The 15,373-nt window shown below is 62.9% G+C and carries 16 protein-coding genes, 1 tRNA gene and 1 pseudogene; 12 read left to right on the top strand and 6 right to left on the bottom strand.

The features are described 5' to 3' along the window. Positions 1 to 6 precede the first annotated feature (6 nt). Positions 7 to 1,021 (top strand): annotated as a pseudogene (locus V1288_RS12795) (amino acid ABC transporter substrate-binding protein). Positions 1,022 to 1,166: 145 nt separating this feature from the next. Continuing rightward, positions 1,167 to 1,868 (top strand): aspartate/glutamate racemase family protein, encoded by a 702-nt coding sequence (locus tag V1288_RS12800; RefSeq protein WP_334361292.1) that lies wholly within the window; start codon positions 1,167 to 1,169, stop codon positions 1,866 to 1,868. Positions 1,869 to 2,015: 147 nt separating this feature from the next. On the opposite strand, the gene V1288_RS12805 is transcribed toward V1288_RS12800, so the two are convergent. Continuing rightward, entirely contained in the window at positions 2,016 to 2,327 is a 312-nt protein-coding gene (locus V1288_RS12805; protein WP_334357377.1) for a hypothetical protein, read from the bottom strand. Positions 2,328 to 2,538: 211 nt separating this feature from the next. On the opposite strand from V1288_RS12805, the gene V1288_RS12810 reads away from it, so the two are divergent. Continuing rightward, positions 2,539 to 4,236, top strand: coding sequence for a methyl-accepting chemotaxis protein (locus V1288_RS12810; RefSeq protein ID WP_334357378.1), 1,698 nt, complete (start codon positions 2,539 to 2,541; stop codon positions 4,234 to 4,236). Between the two features lie 208 nt (positions 4,237 to 4,444). Here the strand turns inward: V1288_RS12810 and V1288_RS12815 are convergent, their stop codons facing one another. Beyond that, positions 4,445 to 5,593, bottom strand: coding sequence for a transporter (locus V1288_RS12815; RefSeq protein ID WP_334357379.1), 1,149 nt, complete (start codon positions 5,591 to 5,593; stop codon positions 4,445 to 4,447). Positions 5,594 to 5,935: 342 nt separating this feature from the next. Between V1288_RS12815 and V1288_RS12820 the strand changes: the two genes are divergently transcribed. Together V1288_RS12820 and V1288_RS12825 are read left to right on the top strand one after the other, a co-directional pair. Then, positions 5,936 to 6,448, top strand: a complete 513-nt coding sequence (locus V1288_RS12820) for a copper chaperone PCu(A)C (RefSeq protein WP_334357380.1) — start codon at positions 5,936 to 5,938, stop codon at positions 6,446 to 6,448. A gap of 613 nt (positions 6,449 to 7,061) precedes the next feature. Beyond that, entirely contained in the window at positions 7,062 to 7,283 is a 222-nt protein-coding gene (locus V1288_RS12825; RefSeq protein ID WP_334357381.1) for a hypothetical protein, read from the top strand. Between the two features lie 101 nt (positions 7,284 to 7,384). Here the strand turns inward: V1288_RS12825 and V1288_RS12830 are convergent, their stop codons facing one another. Continuing rightward, the gene (locus V1288_RS12830) at positions 7,385 to 7,936 is read right to left on the bottom strand and encodes an alpha/beta fold hydrolase (RefSeq protein WP_334357382.1); all 552 of its coding nucleotides are present in this window, start codon (positions 7,934 to 7,936) and stop codon (positions 7,385 to 7,387) included. 351 nt (positions 7,937 to 8,287) lie between these two features. On the opposite strand from V1288_RS12830, the gene V1288_RS12835 reads away from it, so the two are divergent. Further along, the gene (locus tag V1288_RS12835; protein ID WP_334357383.1) at positions 8,288 to 8,500 is read left to right on the top strand and encodes a hypothetical protein; all 213 of its coding nucleotides are present in this window, start codon (positions 8,288 to 8,290) and stop codon (positions 8,498 to 8,500) included. After that, positions 8,481 to 8,816: a type II toxin-antitoxin system PemK/MazF family toxin gene (locus tag V1288_RS12840; protein ID WP_442894183.1), complete on the top strand. Its 336-nt coding sequence runs from the start codon at positions 8,481 to 8,483 to the stop codon at positions 8,814 to 8,816. The genes V1288_RS12835 and V1288_RS12840 overlap by 20 nt, the downstream gene beginning before the upstream one ends. Before the next feature lie 107 nt (positions 8,817 to 8,923). Here V1288_RS12840 and V1288_RS12845 read toward each other — a convergent pair. Continuing rightward, positions 8,924 to 9,000: transfer RNA gene (locus V1288_RS12845), tRNA-Arg, on the bottom strand. A gap of 68 nt (positions 9,001 to 9,068) precedes the next feature. Then, entirely contained in the window at positions 9,069 to 9,815 is a 747-nt protein-coding gene (locus V1288_RS12850) for a GntR family transcriptional regulator (protein ID WP_334357384.1), read from the bottom strand. A 153-nt stretch (positions 9,816 to 9,968) separates the two neighbouring features. On the opposite strand from V1288_RS12850, the gene V1288_RS12855 reads away from it, so the two are divergent. The 4 genes from V1288_RS12855 to V1288_RS12870 all read left to right on the top strand — a co-directional run bounded on the left by V1288_RS12855 (position 9,969) and on the right by V1288_RS12870 (position 13,637). After that, positions 9,969 to 10,976, top strand: coding sequence for a TRAP transporter substrate-binding protein (locus tag V1288_RS12855; RefSeq protein ID WP_334357385.1), 1,008 nt, complete (start codon positions 9,969 to 9,971; stop codon positions 10,974 to 10,976). Between the two features lie 74 nt (positions 10,977 to 11,050). Then, complete coding sequence (locus tag V1288_RS12860; protein ID WP_334357386.1) at positions 11,051 to 11,599, top strand: TRAP transporter small permease; 549 nt, start codon at positions 11,051 to 11,053, stop codon at positions 11,597 to 11,599. Positions 11,600 to 11,625: 26 nt separating this feature from the next. Continuing rightward, entirely contained in the window at positions 11,626 to 12,936 is a 1,311-nt protein-coding gene (locus V1288_RS12865; protein WP_334361294.1) for a TRAP transporter large permease, read from the top strand. Between the two features lie 224 nt (positions 12,937 to 13,160). Then, positions 13,161 to 13,637: a universal stress protein gene (locus V1288_RS12870; protein ID WP_334357387.1), complete on the top strand. Its 477-nt coding sequence runs from the start codon at positions 13,161 to 13,163 to the stop codon at positions 13,635 to 13,637. 33 nt (positions 13,638 to 13,670) lie between these two features. On the opposite strand, the gene V1288_RS12875 is transcribed toward V1288_RS12870, so the two are convergent. After that, positions 13,671 to 14,078: a YccF domain-containing protein gene (locus V1288_RS12875; protein WP_334357388.1), complete on the bottom strand. Its 408-nt coding sequence runs from the start codon at positions 14,076 to 14,078 to the stop codon at positions 13,671 to 13,673. Between the two features lie 138 nt (positions 14,079 to 14,216). Here V1288_RS12875 and V1288_RS12880 point away from each other — a divergent pair, with 138 nt between their 5' ends. Continuing rightward, positions 14,217 to 15,296, top strand: coding sequence for an LLM class flavin-dependent oxidoreductase (locus V1288_RS12880; RefSeq protein WP_334357389.1), 1,080 nt, complete (start codon positions 14,217 to 14,219; stop codon positions 15,294 to 15,296). Positions 15,297 to 15,373: the final 77 nt, after the last annotated feature.

Below are 15,373 nucleotides of genomic sequence, written 5' to 3' on the forward strand. Positions count from 1 at the left end.
AGCAGTATGAAGAAGATTGTTATCGCTATAGGCTTGCTCGCGGCGTCGTGCCTGACCGTGCAGGCTGCAACGCTGGATACGGTCAAGCAGCGCGGCACGCTGGTGTGCGGCGTCAGCATCGGCTTTGCGCGGCTTCTCGACGCCGGACTCGCAAGGCAATTACAAGGGGCTCGACGTCGACTATTGCCGCGCTTTGGCAGCCGGCGTGCTCGGCGATGCCAAAAAAGTGCGATACGTCGCGCTCACGGCGCAGAACCGCTTCACCGCGCTGCAGTCGGGCGAAATCGACGTGCTCTATCGCAACTCGACCCAGACCTATCTGCGCGGCGTGACGCTTGGGTTGCGGCAGGGCCCGGTCAATTTCTACGACGGCCAGGGGTTCGTCGTGCGTGCCGATGCCGGCGTGAAGGACCTCAAGGGCCTGAACGGCGCCACCGTCTGCGTCGCGCAGGGCACGACCCACGAAGTCACGCTCGGCGATTACGGCCGCGCCAACGGCATCGAATGGAAGCCGCTGGTGTTCGACCGCACCGACACCATGTACCAGACCTTTTTCGGCGGGCGCTGCGATGCCATGACCCAGGACGCGTCCGCCCTGGCGGGCGCCGTCACCACGGCGGCCTCGAACCCTGCCGACTATGTCGTTCTGCAGCAGACCATCAGCAAGGAGCCGCTCGGTCCGTTCACCCGCAACGGCGACGAAGCGTGGACCGACATCATCGCCTGGCTGCACTACGGCCTGATCGAGGCGGAAGAGCTTGGCGTCACCGCTGCCAATGCCGACGAGATGGCGAAGTCCAGCAGCATTCCGGCCATCCAGCGGCTGCTCGGCACGTCAGGCGATCTCGGATCGCGGTTGGGCCTCGACAACAAGTGGATGCTGCAGGCGATCAAGGCGGGCGGCAATTACGGCGAGATCTTTGAGCGCAATGTCGGCAAGGCGAGCCCGCTGAAGCTCGATCGCGGCCTGAACGCGACCTGGAGCAAGGGCGGCCTGATGTATGCGCTGCCGTTCAAGTAAAAGCGCATAGCGTTTTTTTGAGCGAAAGCCTGCCCCGGACTTGATCCGGGGTGGTTACCGGTTCGCGTAAGGAAAACGCGTCAAACAAAAAGCCGCTGCGGTGCGTCGGGTTGACACCGGCCGCGCCGCAGCCAGACTGATCCGCATGCGCATTACCCTGATCCACGCCCTGAAACATTCGATTGTGCCGATCGAGGCCTCCTTCGCCAGGCTTTGGCCGGACGCCCGCCTGATGAACCTGCTCGACGACAGCCTGTCGGCCGATCTGGCGCGCGACGGCGGGCTCACCGACGCCATGACCGAGCGCTTCCTCCGGCTCGGACGCTACGCGGCCGGCACCGGATCGGACGCGATCCTGTTCACCTGCTCCGCGTTCGGCCCCTGCATCGAAGCGGTTGCGCGCGCGCATGCCCCGATGCCGGTGCTCAAGCCCAATGAGGCGATGATCGAGCAGGCGGTCGCGCGGGGCCGCAAGGTCGGGCTATTGTCGACGTTTCCGCCGACGCTGGTCTCGATGCCGCCGGAGTTTCCGCCGTCGATCGACCTGGTGCCGAAACTGGTGGAAGGCGCGATGGCCGCGCTCGACCGCGGGGACCGCGCGACCCATGACCGCCTGGTGGTGGAAGCGTCAAGAGACCTGCGGGAATGCGACCTCATCGCGCTCGCCCAGTACAGCATGGCGCCGGTGGCAGCAGAGGTCACTGAGGCGACGGGACGGCCGGTCCTCACCACGCCTGACAGCGCGGTGCAGAAGCTGCGGAAGATGCTGGGCGTTGCGCCGGGCCAGAGCGGGATTCATCAGCGAGTCGTCCCTGCGGACGCAGAGACCCAAAACCACAGGGCGTAATTTTTTAAAGAATATGTTGGCCGTCGTTTCGACACGACGGCCGCGGCGTATGGGTCCCTGCATTCCGCAGGGACGACGTGTTGAGAGAGCCGCGCGAAATCGCCGCCCCCTTGAATTCGCAATGCGGCGCGACGTCTAGCCTGGTGGCTAGGCTTCTTTCTTCTTGGCGGGCTTTTTCGCCGCCTTTGCCGCTGCGGCTTCCTCGGCCGCGTTCCTGATCGCCCGGGCGTAGCTGTCGGCGGTGTTTTCCGCCGAATTTTGCAGCCGCTTGGCCGCGGCGGTGCCGAGCAGCATCGTGCTCTTGGCGATCAGCCGGAACTGGTCCCGGGTCTCCTTGTCCTTGGCCTTGGCCGCGCGGGCCATGATCTGGTCGCGCCGCTTCTTGACGGCGGCCATCAGGCTCTTGTTCTGCGTTTTTGCGATTTGCCGGATGACGACGTCGAGATCGGCTTCAGCCATGATGGATCACTCTTATACCGCACCCTGCGATTCCGTACGGTGCGGGGATCATCGGCGCGTCAGGTTTGAAGGATAGGCGGCATTGTGTCGCCGCGGCGCCGCCATTTCAAGCGCGATTCTCCGCGATCGGGCGCGGCGCGGCATCCGCGCCGATAACCGTCGATTAACGTTGTATTGCTACGAGTCGTCAACCAGCAGGATGACCAGCAGCATGCGTAACCTCTCCGTCTATCAGCGTTTTGCGATGATCATCGCGGCGCTGACGATCGTGCTCTTTGCAGTCTCTGCCTTGCAGATCCTGGTCTTGCGCGATGCGGTCCTGGACGAGCGGCGCACCACCGTCCGCGATCTCGTCGAGGCCGCGACCAAGGTTCTCGCCCACTATGACGGCGAGGCCAAGGCCGGCAAGATCGAGCCGGATAAGGCGCGCCAGATGGCCTTTGCCGCAATCAGTTCGATGCGCTGGGGCGAATACTCGGACTATATCGGCGTCTACGGCACCGGAAGCGCCGACGCCGGCGTCACCTACGTGCATGCCAATCCCAAATACATCAACGTCAACCGCTGGGAGTTCAAGGACAAGAGCGGCAAGCTGTTGATCCAGGACATCGTGCGGACCGCGCGCGGCGGTGGCGGCTTTGTCGAGTATCTGGCGCCCCGGTCGGCCGGTGGCGCCGAACTCCGCAAGGTCTCCTATGTCGGGGCCTTTGGCTCCGGCGACAAGCTGCTGGCGCTTCAGGCGGGCGCCTATGTCGACGATATCGATGCCGTGGTGTTTCGCCGGATGATCTGGGCGGGGATCGCGGGGCTGGCCGGTCTTGCATTCGCGGCATTCGCGGCATTCTGGCTTGGTCGCGGCCTCGTCGGTCCCCTCAACAAAACCTGCGCGGCCATGGACCAACTGGCCAAGGGCAATCTTGCCGTCGACATTTCGTTCGTCGACCAGACCAACGAGGTCGGCCGGATTGCGCGAAGCCTGCAGGTCTTTAGGGATCATCTGGTCGAAACCACGCAGCTCCGCACCGAGCAGGAAGCGATGAAGACGCGGTCCGCCGAGGAGCGGCGGACGGTTCTGTCCCGAATCGCCGACGACTTCGAGCGCAGCATCGGTGGGGTGATCCGGGGCACCGCCACCGCCGCCGACGAACTGCAGGATTCCGCTTCGTCAATGTCCACGATCGCGGTCGGGACGACGGATCAGAGCGCCAAAGTCGCGGCCGCGGCCGAGCAGACCGCATCGAACGTTCAGACGGTTGCGGCCTCGGCGGAGGAATTGTCGTCCTCGATCCAGGAGATCGCGCGGCAGGTCACCCAGTCTTCGTCAATTGCCCAGAATGCGGTCGGGCAGGCCAACCGGACCGAGGCCATGGTCGGACGCCTGGTCGAGGCCTCGCAAAAGATCGGCGAGGTCATGTCGCTGATCCAGACCATCGCCGGACAGACCAACCTTTTGGCCTTGAACGCGACCATCGAGGCCGCCCGGGCCGGCGAGGCCGGCAGGGGTTTTGCCGTCGTCGCCAACGAGGTCAAGGCGCTGTCGTCGCAAACCGCCAAAGCCACCGACGAAATCACCAGCCAGATCCAGGAAATTCGCGATGCGACCGGCTCCACGGTCAATGCCATCCGCGAGATCGGCACCACGATCGGGCAGATGAACGAAATCACCGGCTCTATTGCGGCCGCCGTCGAAGAGCAGGGCGCTGCGACCAACGAGATCGCCCGCAGCGTGCAGCAGGCGGCACAAGGCGCCCAGGAGGTGATGCAAAACATCACGGGTGTACGCGAAGCGTCGAGCAAGGTCGACGCTGCCGCGACCCTCGTCCTGAATGCAGCAGCCCAGCTCACCTCGCAATCCGAGCAGCTCGAGACCGAAACCGGCAAATTCCTCGGCAACATCCGCGCGGCGTGACGGGCATTTCGCGTCTAGCTCGTCATGCCCGGCCTTGTGCCACGTTCTTGCTTCACTTCGGTCAGAAAGACGTGGATGGCCGGGCATAGGCGAGCGGAAGCGACGCCGTCCTTCGGACGGCTATGCCCGGCCATGACGGAAAATCGAGTCCCTTTCAAAAGCTGCTGGAAGCCGAGCAACCCGGCAGCTCTTTCGGCCGGCCTCCGGCTCAGTTCAGCCGCGCGCCGATCCCGGTGAGCACGCGATAATCCGGCTTGGACTGAATGCCGTTGTGCTGGTTGATGACCGGCACGCCGACCGAGACGAAGCCCGAGAAGCGGTCGAAGCCCACGCGCACGCCGGGCGAGAGATAGACCGTGGTGCCGCCCGAATTGGGATCCGGAATGCCGGCGATCCGCTGCTTGTCGTGCCACTCGCCATTGAGCTCGAGAACGAGGTCGAGCGTGTAGGGCGTCTTCTTCATGTCGCTGTGGTCGTGATTGGCGTGATAGAGGCAATGCTCCTGCAACTGGTTGCGGGGCTGCATGCAGTATTCGTGCAGCTCCATCTCTTTCGACGAGCCGGTGGCGCCGACCAGGCGATACGACACGGCGGTGCCGAACAGGAAGCGGTCGCCGAGATTGGTGTTCTGCGTGCCCGTGCTGATCAGATAATAGAGGCCGCTGACGTCGAACGACCAGCGGCCGGTGCGCTTGGTGAAGGCGGCGCCGAACAGGCCGTCCCACGAGCCCGAGCCCGGCTGAAACTGGGCTTCGAACAGTTGGCCGAAATTGTCGCGCTGGCTGGTGCTGCCGGTCGGCGCCTTGAAGCCGAAGAGCACGGCAGCGGACGTTCCGGTCTGCGCATTGTTGTGGAAACGATACTGCCCGAGCATGGTCACGTCGCCGAACCCTGCCGAGTTGCCGCGCCGGTTGATGCCGTCGGGGCTCATTAGGCTGTTCATGTCGCTCGCATTCATCATGCCCATGTGGCCGCCGCTCAGCATGTCCTCGCCGGGTTCGCGGATATCCGAGCGGCGGACGCCCGCGGCGCGCACGGCAACGGTCAGGTCATTGGTGATGCCGTAGGCGACCGAAAGCGAGACGGCGTCGATCGAGCGGATCGAATGCGCGTGCGTGCCGTTAGCTGCGGCGGCGAGCAGGTCGGCGTCACTGAGTTGGCCTAGTCGGATGAATTCGTAGCGGACCGATGCTGCGATCAGTCCTTCGGAAAGCGTGTCCGCCGAGATGGTGTTGATGGGGCCGCCACTACCGGTATTGCCGCCGCCGCCGGGATGATGCGCTTCTGCAGGAGCTGCGAGAAAAAGCATGATGGACGAAAAGACACCGGCAGCCGGCCTTGCAATATACGCGCGCACATACGCCCCCTTTACTCATTGTCGGACGATTAGCCATTGCAATCTGGCGCGAGATTGACTGGATCGTGCGAGAAGCGCGGCTCGCTGGCGACGGAAGGGAAGCGGAAAAGCGAAGACATCATCGCGAGCGCGGCATCTGTATGGCCGTCGCGTGTTGGGCAAATGGTGAAAGAGCTGCGGCCCGGCTGCTTGGTTGTGCGTCCGATTTTCTTCGCGTCGTGACGCGGCAGCCGCAATCACGTCCGGCAGCAGCCGCAATCACGGCGAGCACCAGCCGTAATCGCGTCTGATTGTTTCTCTACACGCCTTATGGTCCAGCGCGCGTATCGGAGTAGGACAACTATGACAACGATCGCCAGAGATATCTTTGTATTTGTCGCCGCGGCCATTTTTGTCGCAGCGAGTGTGCTCATTGCGACCGCGGCCGGCGCGCACGAATTCAAGGTCGGCGCCCTCGACATCGGGCATCCCTGGTCGCGCCCGACCCCGAAAGACGCAAATATTGCGGGCGGCTATCTCACCATCACCAACAAGGGAAAGACCGCGGATCGCCTGATCGGAGGCGACTCACCCGCGGCGAGCCAAATCGAGGTACACGAGGTGGTCGACGTGGACGGCATGACGAAGACGCGCGCGCTCGCGAACGGCATCGAGATCAAGCCCGGCAGGACCGTCGAGCTGAAACCCGGCTCGTATCGTATCCTGCTGCTTGGGCTCAAGGAGCCATTCCAGATCGGCCAGAAGATCAAGGGCACGCTGGTGTTCGAGAAGGCCGGCCCTGTCGAGATCGTCTACAACGTCGAGGAAAATCCCGGCGCCGCAGTCAGTGGCGTCATGCAGCACAAGCACCATTAGGGTGCGCCTGCGTGCTCTGCCCGAAGGGCTCTCCGTCATTGAGCATCGAATAGCTCTCGGCAGATCGCGCGATGTCCGCGAGCAGCGCGTAGCGCTGTGTTCGGCGTCGCGCGCCGGACCAACAACGCCGGGTCACCGCGATCGACGGTGGCTGGTTTCGAACTCCTCATTCTCCGGTCAGGATCCTGAGCAGTGTCCAGCTCGAACCAAATGTCAGCCGCAGCCGCCAGTCTGCAGCCCTCACCGCAGAGAAGACGAGTGAGCTGGCCGTTCGCTGCCACGATGTTGTGCGCATCGCTGCTCGGGATCGGACTGGCATATTGTGCCCGCGCATTGTCGATCCCGGTATGGGGACTTGATGGAGGCAGCGCACCTTCCTTGAACGACGTCGTCTGTTTGAACGGGAATTCCTCCAAGTCACCGGAGACGTCTCGCAGGGACGAGTGAAACGGTCGAGCTTGCCGATGCCGAGGGAGCCGTACCACATCCGACCGTTGAGCGTCTGCCGTCAACAGTTCGGAAACCACACGATCTCACTTCTGCTCCCGCTAACTAATCGAAAATCGTTCTGCCGCAAGTTCGTGCCCGGGAAAAGGAATGGGGAGATCCTGATATGAACGGCTTGGCTATCATGGAAAACGTTCGCCGATACCGCACCATCGCGTCGTTGTACCGCCAAACCGCGGCCTTCCGGCCGCTTCATAGCTGTTCCCTCCTGGCGCAAGCCAAGGAATGGGAGCATCGCGCCGTTGCGGAACTCGAAGCCTACTATGAGGCTTTCTGTTCCGCGGCTTCCGGCAATACCCGGATCCACTCCGCAAGCTGCGCAGCATGAGCTGACGGCAGGCGCGCGGGAGGCGGGGAAGCCGCAAATTTCCGCAGGCCAAATCCGGGACCAAAGTGGGGCGGCGCAGGCTTCGGCTGGGCAGGCCCGCCTCATGTCAAAGCGCGGACACCAGCGGCGACCTCGGCCAAGTCGTCGTTGAGCTGATGGTTGCGGCCGTGGAGCCGATGCACGATCGCGCCAGGTATCGCTCCCTCGTAAAGATCGACATGCCCAATCGGCGCAGTGTCGTCCTTGCTGCCGTGATAGAGATAGATCGGCGTCCTTGGAGGCAGTCGCCGGCCGAAGTCGGCGGTTGGCTTGATGTCCTCACTCGGCCAGCCGCCAGCGCCAACAAAGGGCGCTGCGATGAGAAATACGCCAGCAAGCTTCCGATTCGGCGGCGCCTCCGCGAGTGCGTTGATCAGAATCGTTCCACCAAGCGAGTGGCCTATCAGTATCGCGCCATCGTCGAGGCCGGCGATCTCTTCCGCGAGCGCGGCCTTCCACACGGCATAGCTGGGATTCGCCTCGCTCGGCATGCGCGGGTAGCGGACGTCGTAGCCGGGCCCAAGTTCTCGCCTCAAGCTATCGACGAGCTTGTTGTCCCATTCATCATGAGCCCCTGCGCCTCCGCCTTGAATGAACAGGACTTGCTTCTTCATGGTCGAAGTCCTTGCACGGCAGCATAGCGCGCCGCCTTTTGCGTCGCAAAACCGAACCGTTGCGGACACTTATCGCCGCTGCGAGCGTGGAATAGGCGACTCTCGACGTTCGCAGTTTGGCATGAAATGGCGCGCCACGGCCGATGAAGATGCGCACTATTGCTTCGCCGTGGCGCTACGGGCAAATGCGACTAAGCGCGCGGGCATACCCAAAGTCCCGGCGAATACCGCAGCTTACTGCGCCTTGTCGGCTTCGCCGGAGGCGCCCCGCGGGCCTGGGATCTCGCCCCGACCCTTGCGCCTTCATCTGTAACGCGTTACATTGTCACGCGTTACAGATGGAGGAAGCCTATGGCGGCGCCAGCCGAGAGGATGAAGATGATGCGGCAGCGGCGGCGCGCACGGGGGCTGCGCGAGTTGCGTCTCGTTATTGCCGACCCGCGCTCGCGGGCGGTGCGACGACGGGTGGCGAAGCAGGTCGCCGGTCTCGACCTGGATCGCGAGCGCGACGCGTTGAAGTGGATCGAATCGGTCTCCGAGTTTGATGCAGATGCGACGCGGTGATCTGGTGACCGTTGCGGCGGCCGGTGACTATGGCAAGCCCCGTCCCGCCGTTATCGTGCAGACTGATGCCTTTCCGGAGAGCCACGCTTCAGTGGTGATCTGCCAGTTAACTTCCGATCTGGCCGATGCTCCGGATTTTCGCATCACCATCGAACCTAACCCCGAAAACGGATTGCGGCTCAAATCGCAGGTGATGGCCGACAAGCCGGTCACCGTGAGACGCGAACGGATCGGGCAGAGGATCGGGCGTCTCGGCAACCAAGACATGGCTCGGCTCGGAATTGCTTTGGCGTTTGTCTTGGGGCTCGCGGATTAGCGATGCTTCTCGTCCAGGCGACGGACAGCAAGATTGACGTACGGTTGTCGGCGGCTTGATGCGGCATTTTCCGACGCCCGGCAACAATATCGTGCAAAATCGTAGAGTGGCGCACCCGACACGATTCGAACGTGTGACCTTTGCCTTCGGAGGGCAACGCTCTATCCAGCTGAGCTACGGGTGCATCAGGGGTTCATTTAGCCGATTGGCCGGGCAGGGGCAACGGCCCCGCAGGAATCGTTTTGGGGTGTGTCAGGCGCCTGCGCCGTCGCCAAAGCGTTGCCGGTAGGCACGGATATAGGCCTGCTCTGCCGGCTTGAGGTGGCGCCTCGTCAGCATGATCAGTTCGTCGCGGCGCGAATGCCGCAAGGCCTCGATCATCGCAATATGGTCCCGGCGGGCGTCGTTCAGCGCGCCCGGATTGGCGTAGGCATAGGAGCGGATACCGGAGACCTTTTGCGCCAGATTCTCGATGGTCTCGATCAGGCAGCCATTGCCGCATAGCCCGAACAAGGCGCGATGGAATTGCACGTTGCTGTGGAACACGGCCAGGAGGTCGCCGGCGTCGACGGCCTTGCCGTGCTCGCGCTGCACGGCTTCCAGCCTGACAATATCGGCGTTCGCGACCGGAAACGGCAGAATCCGCACCGCCATCACCTCGAGTTCCTCGCGCACACTATAAATCTCGCTCACCTCCCGCGGCCTGAGATCGCGCACGATCGCGCCCCGGTTCGGGATGCGCTCGACGATACCGCGCTTTTCCAATTCAAACAGCGCAAGCCGGATGTCGCCGCGATGGGTGTCGAAGGCCGCGCACAGGTCCTGCTCGACCAGGCGCTCGCGTGGATGGCGCCTGCCCAGCACGACGTCTTCCTCGAGCTTCCTGGCAATTATATGCGCGGTCGGTTCGCGCTGTGCCTGGGCCGGGGAGGGAATCCCGGCGATTGTCGCAACGCCGCGGCGAGTAGGCAGTTTTTTCGAGGTTTTGGCGGTCGCCATGGGGGTAATCTGCCATCGGCCCAGATAGTATACAATCTAAAAGACTATCTTGTTAACACGCTGGCTTCGGTCATAATGGACGGACGCCGGGGGCCCCATGGGCGCTGGCGACAAATCAGTCCGCAAAAGCGGCGAAGCAGGGGAGGAAAGTCAATGTCCGTTTCACGGTATCTGCCGTTTGCGCGCGGCATTCTGCTGGGCGCCGCCATTGCGATGGCGTCGTCGGCGGCATCAGCCCAAAAGCGCGAATTCTCGTTCGCCTACGACCAGCCCAAGAACAGCGGCTACGGCATCGGCGCCGAAATCTTTAACAAGAAGCTGGCCGAACTGAGCAAGGGCACGCTCTCGATCAATCAATATCCCGGCGCCCAGCTTGGCACCGAGGCGCAGACCCTGCAAAAAGTCCAAACCGGCGACATCGATTTCGTGATGCTGTCGACCGCCAACGCCTCGACTGCGCAACCGGAGTCTGGCGTGTTCTCGCTTCACTATATCTTCCGCGATGGAGCGCACGCCATCAAGGTGCTCGGCGATCCCGCGGTCATCGCGGCGATGAAGGAGTTATATGCGGCCAAGATGAAGGGCGCGCATATGCTGGGGCTGGGCTCGCAAGGCCTGCGGCACATGTACGGCAAGAAGCCGGTGCAGACGGTCGCGGACCTCAAGGGCGTCAAGGTGCGGGTGCAGGCCACCGTGACCGAAGACACCCTTTTCCCGGCCTACGGCGCCCAGGTCGTGCATATGCCGTTCGGCGAAGTCTACACCTCGCTGCAGACCGGCGTGGTCGACATGGCCGAGAACGGCATCAACAACTATCTCGTCAACAAGCATTACGAACCCGCCCCAGTGCTCTCGCTCACCGAGCACGAAGCGAACAATGCCGCGCTGTTCGTCAGCGACAAGGTATGGAGCAGTCTCAGCGACGAACAGAAGAAATGGGTGCAGGCGGCCGCCGACGAGGTCAGCCGCAACGAGCCGACGGCCGCCTTCAAGCTTGAGCACGAAGCGCAGGCCAAGCTCGAGAAGATCGGCGTCAAGGTCGTCAAGACCGTCGACAAGAGCGGCTTTATGGCCGTCAGCAAACCGATCCAGGACAAGCTGGCGTCCGACCTCGGACCGAACGCCGTCAAGGTCCTCGGCATGGTGCGCAGCGTTCAATAGGCAGAGAACTCGCGCGGCGGGAAGCGGTGGCTTCCCGCCGCGCTGTTTCCTCATCGTGGATTCGAGAATCGACCATGCCCGGATTCAATAGCCTCGTGCTGGAGGAGCAGCGCTATCTGAAGTGGCGCGCGCTTGACTGGCTCGAACAGGTCCTGATGATTCTCTGCGGTATCGCCATAACCGCCTTTTCGGTTCTGGTGATGTGCGACGTTGTCACCCGCACCATCGGCCACCCCTGGCTCTGGCTCCAGGAGGCGACGATGACATTCTTCATCTATGGCATCTTCATCGGCGTCGGCGCGGCGACGCGGCGCAACGATCATCTCTACCTCGCCGTGCTGGCGGAATCGCTGACCGGCAACGCGCGGCTGTTCTTCGAGATGTTCAACCGGCTGGTGGTGCTCGGCGTCGCCGTCTGCATGATCTATTTCGGGTACTTGAACTTCCTCGACGGCTTCAAGAGCCTGCGCATGCCGTCGATGACGCCGCTGTCGAGCTTCTACGCGGCGATTCCGCTGTGCGGCCTGCTGGTCGCCATTTTCACCGTCGAGCAGATGATCAACGGCTGGAAGAACGGCTTTGCCGGGACGTCGCACGCCGATGAGAAGAGGAAAGCGCTGTGACGACCAATGGCGCACTCATCTTCCTGATGGGATTTCTCTTTCTGTTCCTCGGCTATATGGGCGTGCCGGTGGCCTTTGCCCTGATTGCGGCCGTGCTGGTGGTGACGGCGTTCACGCCGGTCAGCCTCGCCTCGATGATGGCCCAGCTCTTCAACGGAATGGACACCGAAGCCCTGCTCGCGGTGCCGTTCTTCCTGCTGGTCGGCGATCTCATGACCTCGGCGAACGTCACCGTCCGCATGATCAAGTTGTCGCAAACGATGGTCGGACATTTGCGCGGCGGTCTGGCACAGGTGGTGACGATATTCAGCATGTTCTTCGCAGGCATTTCGGGTTCGTCCGCCGCCGACGTCGCCATCCTGTCGCGAACGCTGGCGCCGGAAATGAAGCGGGAAGGTTACGACCTCGCCTTCACGGCGGCGCTGATCGCCTCAGCCTCGACAATGGCCAATCTCATTCCGCCCAGCATCATGGCCGTGGTGTATGGCGCGACTGGCAACGTTTCGATCGGCGGGTTGTTTCTCGGCGGCGTGGTGCCCGGCGTCTTCGTGGGCATCGGGCTGATGATCTACAGCTTCTTCTTCGGGCCGGTCGGCATCAAGCGCGAGCGCGCAACGTTTGGCGCATTCGCGACCGCCACGAAGGCGGCCGCCGTGCCGCTGATGATCCCGTTCATCATCATGGGCGGCATCCTGGGCGGACAGTTCACGCCGACCGAAGCCGGCATCATTGCCGTGGCCTACATCGTGTTCGTGGCGATCCCGTTGCTCAATCGCCGGCATTACCAGCACTTGCCGCGCGACATGGCGATGACCGGACTGCTCTATTCCATTCCGCTCATCACCATCGGCGCCGCCTCGGTGTTCGGCTGGATGCTGGCCTATCTGCGCGGTCCGGCCGTGGTATCAGGCTGGATTTCGTCGGCGGCCGGCGGCGATCCCTTCCTGATCATGCTGTTGCTGGTTGCCCTGTTCGTCGTGGTCGGCGACTTCATCGATGCGATCCCCGCGATCATCATTTTCATGCCCATCATCGATGATCTGAGCAAGAACGCCGATATCAATCCGGTGCACATGGGCGTCGTCATCATCGTCACGCTGGCATTCGGGCTGATCACCCCGCCTTACGGGCTTGCGCTGCTGATGGCGTCGAAATTCGTCGGGGTGCGCTTTAGTCGGGCGATGGTGGCGTCGTTCCCCATTTACATCGTGTTCTTTGCCGCGATCGCGTTCTGCATCTTCTTTCCCGAAGTCGTACTGTGGCTGCCGAAGCACCTGCTGCCGGAATCGGTCGGCTGTTTCAAGAACCCCAGCGGTGCCGGTTATATCTGTCCCTAGCACACGCTTGCGCAGCCATTCGCCCGGCGAGGCCGCAATTGAGGCAGCATCGTCTGTTCCTCATCGGGGCCCCCCTTGATCGCGGCCGGGCGCGGCAACCGGCGGCGAATAGACCAAGGTGGCAGGGCGCGCGGCCTTGTCCTCCGTCAAAATTCTGATCCGCTCCGGCGAATTGGTGCTAGTCTTGACGCGTTGATCTTCTAGACCATGGATGGGGACGTCCGATGTATAAGAAGGTTCTTCTCGCCTATGACGGTTCGGTCGAGGGGCGGCGCGCGTTGCGGGAGGGCGCAAAGCTCGCACAACTCTGCCGTTCCGAGGTTTTTTTGCTCGCCGTCGTCGAGGTCTCCTCGATCATGACGCCCGAGGCTGGGCTTACGATCCCGATCGAACTGCAGACCGAGGACTACAAGGCCATCCTGAACGAAGGCACCGAGCGGCTGAAGGCGCTGGGGTTTTCGCCGACCGCGCGGCTCGAGGTCGGCGATGCCGGGCAGAAAATTGCCGAGGTTGCTGAAGAAATCGGCGCGCATCTCGTCGTCGTCGGCCACCGCCCGCAGGGGGCGCTGGCGCGCTGGTTCGGCTCGATCGGCAGCTATCTGGTCAAGCGCCTGCGCTGCAGCGTGCTGGTGGCCCAGACCGAGGTTAGCGACGCCGAGTTCGAGCGGCTGAAGCCGGCGGAAACGGCGGCCTCGGGATAGTAGCTCCAAGGCTTATTTGGGCTGACCCTGAACTTAAGCCGTGGGAACGATGATCTTGCCGATCGGCCATAGCGCGATTCCGGCAAGCTTCAGATGCGCCCAGGCAAAGGGAATCCCGATGATGGTTACGGCCAGCAGCACGGCCGTGACGACATGCCCGAGCGCCAGCCACCATCCCGCCAGCACCAGCCAGATGATGTTGCCGATCACCCCGAGCGGCCCGGTGCCGATGTCCTCCTGGCCGGTATAGGCGTCGCGCGAAATCGCCGTGAAGCCGAACGGGAACAGGGTGTAGGCCGCGATGTTGAACGCCGCCCGCGCCCAGGGAATTCCGATGATCGTGATCGCCATCACGACGGCGGCAACCAGCCAGCCGAATGCCATCCAGGCGCCGCCGAGAACGATCCAGATGATATTGAGCAACAGTGAGACCGGTGACATCCGAAAATTCTATCTGGCCGTGCGCGCGATTGAAATCGAAAACCCCGCCGCAAGCGGAACCCGATTGCCCCGGGCACATCAGGCGCTAAACTCATCGCCGAACGACCCGGCAACAAGTGTCGACAGGGAGAAACCTCGATGCGTCCGCTCGAATTCGGCTGGTATCTGCCCACGCATGGCGACACCACGGCGTATGGCCTGATGGATGCGCAGATTCCAGGCTCCCCCGAACTGTGCGACCGCGTGGTGCAGGCGGCGGAAGCGGCCGGTTTTGAATATCTCCTGATCCCGGTCGGCTCGGTGTGCTGGGAGGCCTGGATCACGGGCGCGTTCATGGCGGTGCGGTCGTCATCCATCAAGCCGCTGATTGCGGCGCGGCCCGGCTATATCAACCCCGTGCTGCTGGCGAAGATGATCTCGACCTTCGACCAGATGTCGGGCGGGCGCATCTGCATCAATCTGATCGCCGGCCAGAACGAGAGCGAGGTCGAAGGCGAGGGCGTGCGCTATCCAAAGGAACAGCGCTACGAACTGATGGAAGAGGAGGTCTCAATCCTCAAGGCGCTGTGGACCACGCGCGGACCGCTCAACTTCGAAGGAAAGTTTCATAAACTGTCCGGTGCGCATATCCGGCCGCGCCCGCACCAGCAGCCGTTTCCAAAATTCTATCTCGGCGGCGGCTCGCGCCAGGCCTGGGAATTGTCGGCGAAGCATTCCGACGTGCATCTGTTCTGGGGCGACCTGCCGGAAAAGATCGCCTCGAATATCGCCGAGATCAGGGAGATGGCGCGTGCGCATGGCCGCGAAAACGACATCGGCTTCGGCATGCGGCTGCAGGTAATCTGCCGCGAGAACGAAGCTGACGCTTGGGAAGCCGCCGATCAACTGGTGCGCCACGCCACGGAGCGGCAGAAGCAGGAAATCCAGACGCTCTACAACAAGTCGGAAGCGAACCTGCGCGTGCAGCAGCTCGCCCGCGAGCATGGCGACCTCCTGCTGCCGCACCTGTGGACCGGCATCACCAAGGTCCGTCCGGGCGCCGGCATTGCCGTCGTCGGCAATCCCGTCCAGTGCGCCGACACGCTGCAGCAATTCATCGACGCCGGCTGCCATTCGTTTTGCCTGTCCGGCTATCTGCATGACGAGGAGGCCGAGCGCTTCGGCCGGCTGATCCGGCCCATTCTCGCCGAGAATAATCGCGGCCGGTGGGCGGCGTAACGCAGGGACGGACGCGGCGTCTATGCTGCAGTGCGTCCGTTTGACGCCGGGTGCATTTGCTGCAGTGCGCTCGCATC

It is taken from the genome of Bradyrhizobium sp. AZCC 2176, from assembly GCF_036924645.1.
GTDB lineage: Bacteria > Pseudomonadota > Alphaproteobacteria > Rhizobiales > Xanthobacteraceae > Bradyrhizobium.

Excerpts from the sequence above, each read along its gene's own strand:
- V1288_RS12800 (WP_334361292.1), top strand. The coding sequence starts at position 1,167 with ATGCGCATTACCCTGATCCACGCCCTGAAACATTCGATTGTGCCGATC.
- V1288_RS12805 (WP_334357377.1), bottom strand. The coding sequence starts at position 2,327 with ATGGCTGAAGCCGATCTCGACGTCGTCATCCGGCAAATCGCAAAAACG.
- V1288_RS12810 (WP_334357378.1), top strand. The coding sequence starts at position 2,539 with ATGCGTAACCTCTCCGTCTATCAGCGTTTTGCGATGATCATCGCGGCG.
- V1288_RS12820 (WP_334357380.1), top strand. The coding sequence starts at position 5,936 with ATGACAACGATCGCCAGAGATATCTTTGTATTTGTCGCCGCGGCCATT.
- V1288_RS12825 (WP_334357381.1), top strand. The coding sequence starts at position 7,062 with ATGAACGGCTTGGCTATCATGGAAAACGTTCGCCGATACCGCACCATC.
- V1288_RS12830 (WP_334357382.1), bottom strand. The coding sequence starts at position 7,936 with ATGAAGAAGCAAGTCCTGTTCATTCAAGGCGGAGGCGCAGGGGCTCAT.
- V1288_RS12835 (WP_334357383.1), top strand. The coding sequence starts at position 8,288 with ATGGCGGCGCCAGCCGAGAGGATGAAGATGATGCGGCAGCGGCGGCGC.
- V1288_RS12840 (WP_442894183.1), top strand. The coding sequence starts at position 8,481 with ATGCAGATGCGACGCGGTGATCTGGTGACCGTTGCGGCGGCCGGTGAC.
- V1288_RS12850 (WP_334357384.1), bottom strand. The coding sequence starts at position 9,815 with ATGGCGACCGCCAAAACCTCGAAAAAACTGCCTACTCGCCGCGGCGTT.
- V1288_RS12855 (WP_334357385.1), top strand. The coding sequence starts at position 9,969 with ATGTCCGTTTCACGGTATCTGCCGTTTGCGCGCGGCATTCTGCTGGGC.
- V1288_RS12860 (WP_334357386.1), top strand. The coding sequence starts at position 11,051 with ATGCCCGGATTCAATAGCCTCGTGCTGGAGGAGCAGCGCTATCTGAAG.
- V1288_RS12865 (WP_334361294.1), top strand. The coding sequence starts at position 11,626 with ATGGGATTTCTCTTTCTGTTCCTCGGCTATATGGGCGTGCCGGTGGCC.
- V1288_RS12870 (WP_334357387.1), top strand. The coding sequence starts at position 13,161 with ATGTATAAGAAGGTTCTTCTCGCCTATGACGGTTCGGTCGAGGGGCGG.
- V1288_RS12875 (WP_334357388.1), bottom strand. The coding sequence starts at position 14,078 with ATGTCACCGGTCTCACTGTTGCTCAATATCATCTGGATCGTTCTCGGC.
- V1288_RS12880 (WP_334357389.1), top strand. The coding sequence starts at position 14,217 with ATGCGTCCGCTCGAATTCGGCTGGTATCTGCCCACGCATGGCGACACC.